Here is a 6,382-nt window from a genome sequence, read left to right on the forward strand (position 1 = left end):
ATGCGAAAAGTAAAAGTGCAGATAAGGCGCAACAATTAATTGATGCTGAAGATAAATTAGCCGTTAATATTGGATTAGAAATTCTTAAAATCGTCCCAGGACGTATTTCAACAGAAGTGGATGCTCGTCTTTCTTATGATACGCAAGCAACAGTAGAAAAAGCACGTAAATTGATTGCTCTTTATAACGAAGCAGGAATCAGCAACGATCGTATTTTGATTAAAATTGCCTCAACTTGGCAAGGAATTCGTGCTGCGGAAATTTTAGAAAAAGAAGGCATCAACTGTAACTTAACCCTATTATTCTCAGAAGCGCAGGCTCGTGCTTGTGCTGAAGCGGGCGTTTACTTAATTTCTCCATTTGTAGGTCGTATTTTAGACTGGTACAAAGCGAATGGTGATAAGAAAGAGTTTGCACCAAGTGAAGATCCAGGTGTGATTTCAGTAACTAAAATTTATAACTACTACAAACAATATGGTTATAAAACTGTAGTAATGGGAGCAAGCTTCCGTAATATTGGTGAAATCACTGAATTAGCAGGTTGCGATCGTTTAACTATTTCGCCAGCGTTATTAAAAGAGTTACAAGAAAGCAATGTGGAATTACCTCGTAAATTGGATTATCAAGGTGCAGTATTGCCACGTCCAGCAGCGATGACAGAAGCTGAATTCTATTGGCAACACAATATGGATGCGATGGCAGTGGATAAATTGGCTGAAGGTATTCGTAAATTTGCGGCAGATATCGAAAAATTAGAAGCAATGCTTATCGTAAAACTTTAATTTTGAAAAGAACATAGAGGTGAATTTTATGCCTACAAGAAGAGAACGCGCAAACGCAATCCGTTTTTTAAGTATGGATGCGGTGCAAAAAGCAAAATCAGGGCATCCAGGTGCGCCAATGGGAATGGCAGATATTGCAGAAGTATTATGGCGTGATTTCTTATCCCATAATCCAGGGAATCCAAAATGGGTAAACCGCGACCGTTTTGTGTTATCAAATGGACATGGTTCAATGTTGATTTATAGCTTGTTACATTTAACCGGTTACGATTTATCAATTGAAGATTTAAAACAATTCCGTCAATTACATTCAAAAACTCCAGGCCACCCAGAATATGGTTATGCACCGGGTGTAGAAACAACAACAGGTCCATTAGGCCAAGGTATTACCAATGCGGTAGGGATGGCGATTGCCGAAAAAACCTTAGCAGGCCAATTTAACCGTCCAGGTCATGACATTATTGACCATCATACTTATGTGTTTTTAGGTGATGGTTGTTTAATGGAAGGGGTATCACACGAAGCGTGTTCATTAGCAGGGACATTAGGTTTAGGTAAATTAATTGCTTTCTATGATGACAACAATATTTCGATTGATGGTCATGTAGATGGTTGGTTTACCGATGATACCCAAAAACGTTTTGAAGCGTATGGATGGCATGTTGTGCCAGCGGTAGATGGCCACAATGCGGCAGAGATTGCAGCAGCGATTGAAGCAGCACAAGCAGAAACCAGTAAACCAAGTTTAATTATCTGTAAAACCATTATTGGATATGGTTCACCAAATAAATCCAACTCTCACGATTGCCATGGTGCACCATTAGGTGAAGAAGAAATCGCGGCGACTCGTCAAAATTTAGGTTGGGCATATGCGCCATTTGAAATTCCAGCAGAGATTTATGCGGAATGGGATGCAAAACAACAAGGAGCAGCGAAAGAAGCGGAATGGAATAAACGTTTTGCGGCTTATCAAGCGGCTTACCCAGAGTTAGCGGCAGAATTAAGCCGCCGTTTAGCGGGGGAATTACCGGCGAACTGGGCAGCGGAATCTCAAGCCTTTATTGAAAAATTACAAGCAAATCCAGCGAATATAGCGAGCCGTAAAGCATCACAAAATGCGATTGAAGCTTATGCGCATTTATTGCCAGAATTTTTAGGCGGTTCTGCGGACTTAGCAGGGTCTAACTTAACCTTATGGTCAGGTTCAAAACCATTACGTGCGAATGTAGTAGATGGTAACTACATCAACTACGGTGTGCGTGAATTTGGTATGTCAGCGATAATGAACGGTATTGCGTTACATGGTGGTTTTATTCCTTATGGTGCAACCTTCCTAATGTTTATGGAATATGCGCATAATGCGGTGCGGATGTCAGCGTTAATGAAACAACGAGTGCTTTATGTTTATACTCACGACTCGATTGGTTTAGGGGAAGATGGTCCGACACACCAACCAGTAGAACAAACTGCGGCATTACGCTTAATTCCAAATCTTGAAACCTGGCGTCCATGTGACCAAGTTGAATCTGCGATTGCATGGCAGGCAGCGGTAGAGCGTAAGGAAGGACCAAGTGCATTAATTTTCACTCGCCAAAACTTAACGCAAATGGCAAGAACAGCGGAACAATTAGCTAACGTAAAACGTGGAGCTTATATCTTAAAAGATTGTGAAGGCACACCGGAGTTAATTTTCATTGCGACAGGTTCGGAAGTGGAATTAGCAGTGAAAGCGGCAGAACAATTAGCTGCTGAAGGACATAAAGTTCGCGTGGTATCTATGCCAAGCACCAATGTCTTTGACAAACAAGACGAAGCTTATAAAGAAAGCGTATTACCAAGCAGCGTGACAAAACGTGTTGCTGTGGAAGCTGGAATTAGTGACTTCTGGTACAAATATGTTGGCTTGGCCGGACGTGTTGTGGGTATGAACCGTTTTGGTGAATCTGCACCGGCGGGAGAACTCTTTAAACTCTTTGGCTTTACTGTAGAGAACGTTGTAGCGAAAGCAAAAGAGATTTTATAGTTTTTTTCTAGTGCATAATTAATTTAAGACCCTTCTTATCTTGATGATTAAGAAGGGTTTTTTATTTTTTCTTTAACAAGTAACTTATTTTAGGATAATATTTTTTAACAAAAATAATATACCAAGTAAATAATATTTATGATAGTATGTACAGAAATATAAGCTATTTGATGTTTTATTATATCCTTATCTTGATAATATTTTTACTCATTTAATAGTTTATCTTTACTGAAGAATACTCAGGTTAATATTAGCTGTTCTGAATCTTGACCTAGTTGTTTCACTAAAACTCAATTTATTTATGAGGAAAATCAAACGATGACAGTACAAGCGATGAATACGGATATTGCTCAAGTGAAAAAGATCCATAGGATACAGAGAAAGACTTTAAAAGAAAGAGTCGAAATGGTACAAAAAAGTGATATTGTTGCTGAAATCCAACGTCACCATCTCCGGAATAGAGTAAAAGAGTTATCTCAAGTAATAAAGTGATTTGTTAGATAAAGAATAAATAAAAAGTCCGATCAAAATGTTTTGATCGGACTTTTTTGTTATTTAGCAGCTAACTCAATTAATTTTAATGTTAGCTCACAAGATTTAACGAACGAGGGAATTGGCAAAAATTCAAATTTTGAATGGAAATTGTGTGCGCCAGTAAAATAGTTCGGGGTAGTAATACCATTTACTGATAACGCAGCACCATCAGTACCGCCACGCATTGGGATAACTTTAGGCGTTACATTCATTTGTTCCATTGCATTAAATAGCAGATCGATCGAACGGCGATCTTCGGTTAATGTATTCGCGATATTGCCATAGGTATCTGAAATTTCACAGGTTAATTTCGCTGTTGGATAACGTTGTTGAATTTCATTAACCGCTTTTTCAATAAATACCTTTCTAGCTTCAAAAGAGGCTTTATCAAAATCACGAATCGACATTCCTAATACCGCTTGGCTTTGATTAGCTTCAAAACTGTTGAACCACCAATAACCTTCTTTCTGTTCTGTACATTCTGGAGTTTGGTTGCGGTCAAATAAGGCGATCAAATCTTGTGCCACTAGAATTGGATTAACCAATACGCCTTTTGCCGACATTGGATGAGCGCTAACGCCATGAATAGTGATAGTTGCTGCCGCGGCATTAAAGTTTTCATAGACAACTTCGCCAAGCTCACAACAATCAATAGTATAAGCGAAATCAGGTTTAAACTTGTGCAAATCAAGAAGTTTTGCACCACGCAAACCAATTTCCTCGTCTGGTACAAAGGCGATATAAATATCGCCTGTTGGCAGATTATGCTGTTTGATGATAGCGAGTGCAGTCATAATATTTGCTATTGCCGCTTTATTATCTGCACCTAAGACACTAGTACCATCGCTGAAAATAATTTCCTGATTAAGATAAGGTAAAATTTCAGGGTGTTCCGTAACTTTTAACCAGATATTTTTTTCTTGATTAAGCAGTAAATCATTACCAGCAAATGTTTTAATTTGTGGTGAAATAATCGGAGATAACGCAACATCTACAGTATCCATATGAGCACAAAAACCAATCGGCGTAGCATTTGGTACGCTCCCTTTTAGGACAGCAGTAACATTAGCATATTGATCAATATTTACCTGCTCTAAACCAAGTTCGGTTAATTCATCAGCCAACAGTTTTGCCATTTTCCATTGACCATCACTACTAGGTACCGTAGTAATAGCCGCATTACTTTGGCTGCTGATTGCTAAATAACGAAAAAAACGTTCAATTAATTGTTGTTGCATGATCTTATCCTTATGCTTTTGGATACACATATCCGCTATCGAAACCTAATGGAATACCGAGCCACCAGAATACATATAACACAATAGTTAAAACAATAAATAAACCGATTGTGTATGGAATCATCATTGAACACAATGTTCCCACACCAGTGCTTTTACAATAACGTTGGCAATAAGAAATCAGTAGCGGATAGAATGCAAACATTGGAGTAGAAACATTCATCACCGAGTCACTAATTCTAAAAGCCGCTTGTGTTAATTCTGGAGAAATATTTACTGACATCAACATAGGCACCAAAATTGGTGAAAGAATCGCCCATTTTGAAGTAGCAGAAGTAATGATGATATTAAGTAATAGCGTTAAAACTAATACACCGAAAATGGTAATACCAGCAGGCATTTGTAATGCTTTTAGAAATTCAGCACCAGATAAAGCAATTAATGTACCGATACCTGAACGGTTGAAGGAATATAAGAATTGTGCACAGAAGAAAGAGAACACAATAAATGCGACTAACGTATAAGTGATTCTTTCCATTGATTTGGTCACAGTGTGTGCATCTTTAAAGGTTCCAGCGATGATGCCATGCACTAACGATGGAATAGCAAAAAAGAGCAATAACAACGGCACGATCATTTGCATAATCGGAGCTTTAGGGCTGGTTAAAGAACCATCTGGACCACGTAATAATGAGTTGTCAGGATAAGCTAACAAAAATAAACCAACAGCCATTAATAACAATACTAATGAAGCCCAACGGAATGCTTTAAGATCACGCGCTGATGGCTGATTAATTGTAGTATCTTTTGTATCAAGATCCTTATCAATTGGCATAGTACGCTTCAAATGTGGATCGATGATTTTATCGGTAATATACCAACAGGTCGCAATAACAAAGAAAGTGCTGCCAAAACTGACGAAATAGTTACAAAGCACATTCACATCATAGCTTGGATCTAAAATACGGGCGGCACTTTGGGTAAAGCTTTGCATTATTGGATCAATAATTGATGGAGTAAAACTCGCAGAGAAACCACCTGCTAAACCAGCGAAAGAAGCTGCAATCCCCGCAAGAGGATGCTTACCGACAGAATAGAAAATTAATGCAGCAACAGGCATTAAAATCACATAAGCAGAATCAGAAGCAACGTGAGCAAGAACAGAAATTGTCACAACAGCAGGCGTTACAATACTTTTCGGAATAATGGCTAACGCACGACTTAAACCAACATTAATAAAACCACTAGCTTCTGCAATCCCAATCCCTAATGTTGCGACAATCGTAATTCCCAATGGAGGGAAATTAACAAAATTTTTAGTGAGCGAACTCATAAAGGTCATGATTTCATTAGATTGGAACAGATTTATAATTTTGATAGGTTCTTTATTTACTGGATGAATGTAATCAAAAGTAAAGTAAGACAATCCCCAAGAAAGTAACCAGCAAATGATTAAAGCGTAAATAAACAGCATAGTAATATCAGGTAACTTATTCCCAATATACTCAATTTTTTGTAACCAATTGCGTGTTGGTGGAGTGTTTACACTATTCATAATAGCCCTCTCTGTGTGTGTTATTGTGTTGATCTTTTGTTACAAAAGTTAAATGATTATATGCAAAAGATTAATAAATAAACAATAAATGAGAGGCACTTCCTTGAAGATTATTATAGAAAGGAGAGGTCTATCACAAAAAATAAGGAGAGCTCGAAGCTCTCCTTAGACCGCTGACAAACCTAAATTTTGTCAAAAATTTCTATAAAATAGCTTTGGGTCCCTCTTACTCTTGCCCGAATGCAAATAA

General features: G+C 38.0%; 5 protein-coding genes. 3 read left to right on the forward strand and 2 right to left on the reverse strand.

Annotation, left to right across the window (positions count from 1 at the left end; translation table 11 throughout):
• From tal to QS62_RS12020, 3 genes are all read left to right on the forward strand, one after another.
• A partial coding sequence (tal, locus tag QS62_RS11230; protein ID WP_066110212.1) for a transaldolase occupies positions 1–782 on the forward strand: 782 nt, incomplete at its 5' end.
• Positions 783–810: 28 nt separating this feature from the next.
• Positions 811–2,805, forward strand: coding sequence for a transketolase (gene tkt / locus QS62_RS11235; RefSeq protein ID WP_066110214.1), 1,995 nt, complete (start codon positions 811–813; stop codon positions 2,803–2,805).
• 318 nt (positions 2,806–3,123) lie between these two features.
• Entirely contained in the window at positions 3,124–3,297 is a 174-nt protein-coding gene (locus tag QS62_RS12020; RefSeq protein ID WP_156550128.1) for a hypothetical protein, read from the forward strand.
• A gap of 59 nt (positions 3,298–3,356) precedes the next feature.
• Here QS62_RS12020 and pepT read toward each other — a convergent pair whose 3' ends face one another.
• Complete coding sequence (pepT, locus tag QS62_RS11240; RefSeq protein WP_082966196.1) at positions 3,357–4,577, reverse strand: peptidase T; 1,221 nt, start codon at positions 4,575–4,577, stop codon at positions 3,357–3,359.
• Between the two features lie 10 nt (positions 4,578–4,587).
• The gene (locus tag QS62_RS11245; RefSeq protein WP_066110218.1) at positions 4,588–6,132 is read right to left on the reverse strand and encodes an AbgT family transporter; all 1,545 of its coding nucleotides are present in this window, start codon (positions 6,130–6,132) and stop codon (positions 4,588–4,590) included.
• Between the last annotated feature and the right edge of the window lie 250 nt (positions 6,133–6,382).

Origin of the sequence: Gallibacterium salpingitidis, from assembly GCF_001678495.1 — a bacterium.
In the GTDB taxonomy this organism is placed as follows: Bacteria; Pseudomonadota; Gammaproteobacteria; order Enterobacterales; family Pasteurellaceae; genus Gallibacterium; species Gallibacterium salpingitidis.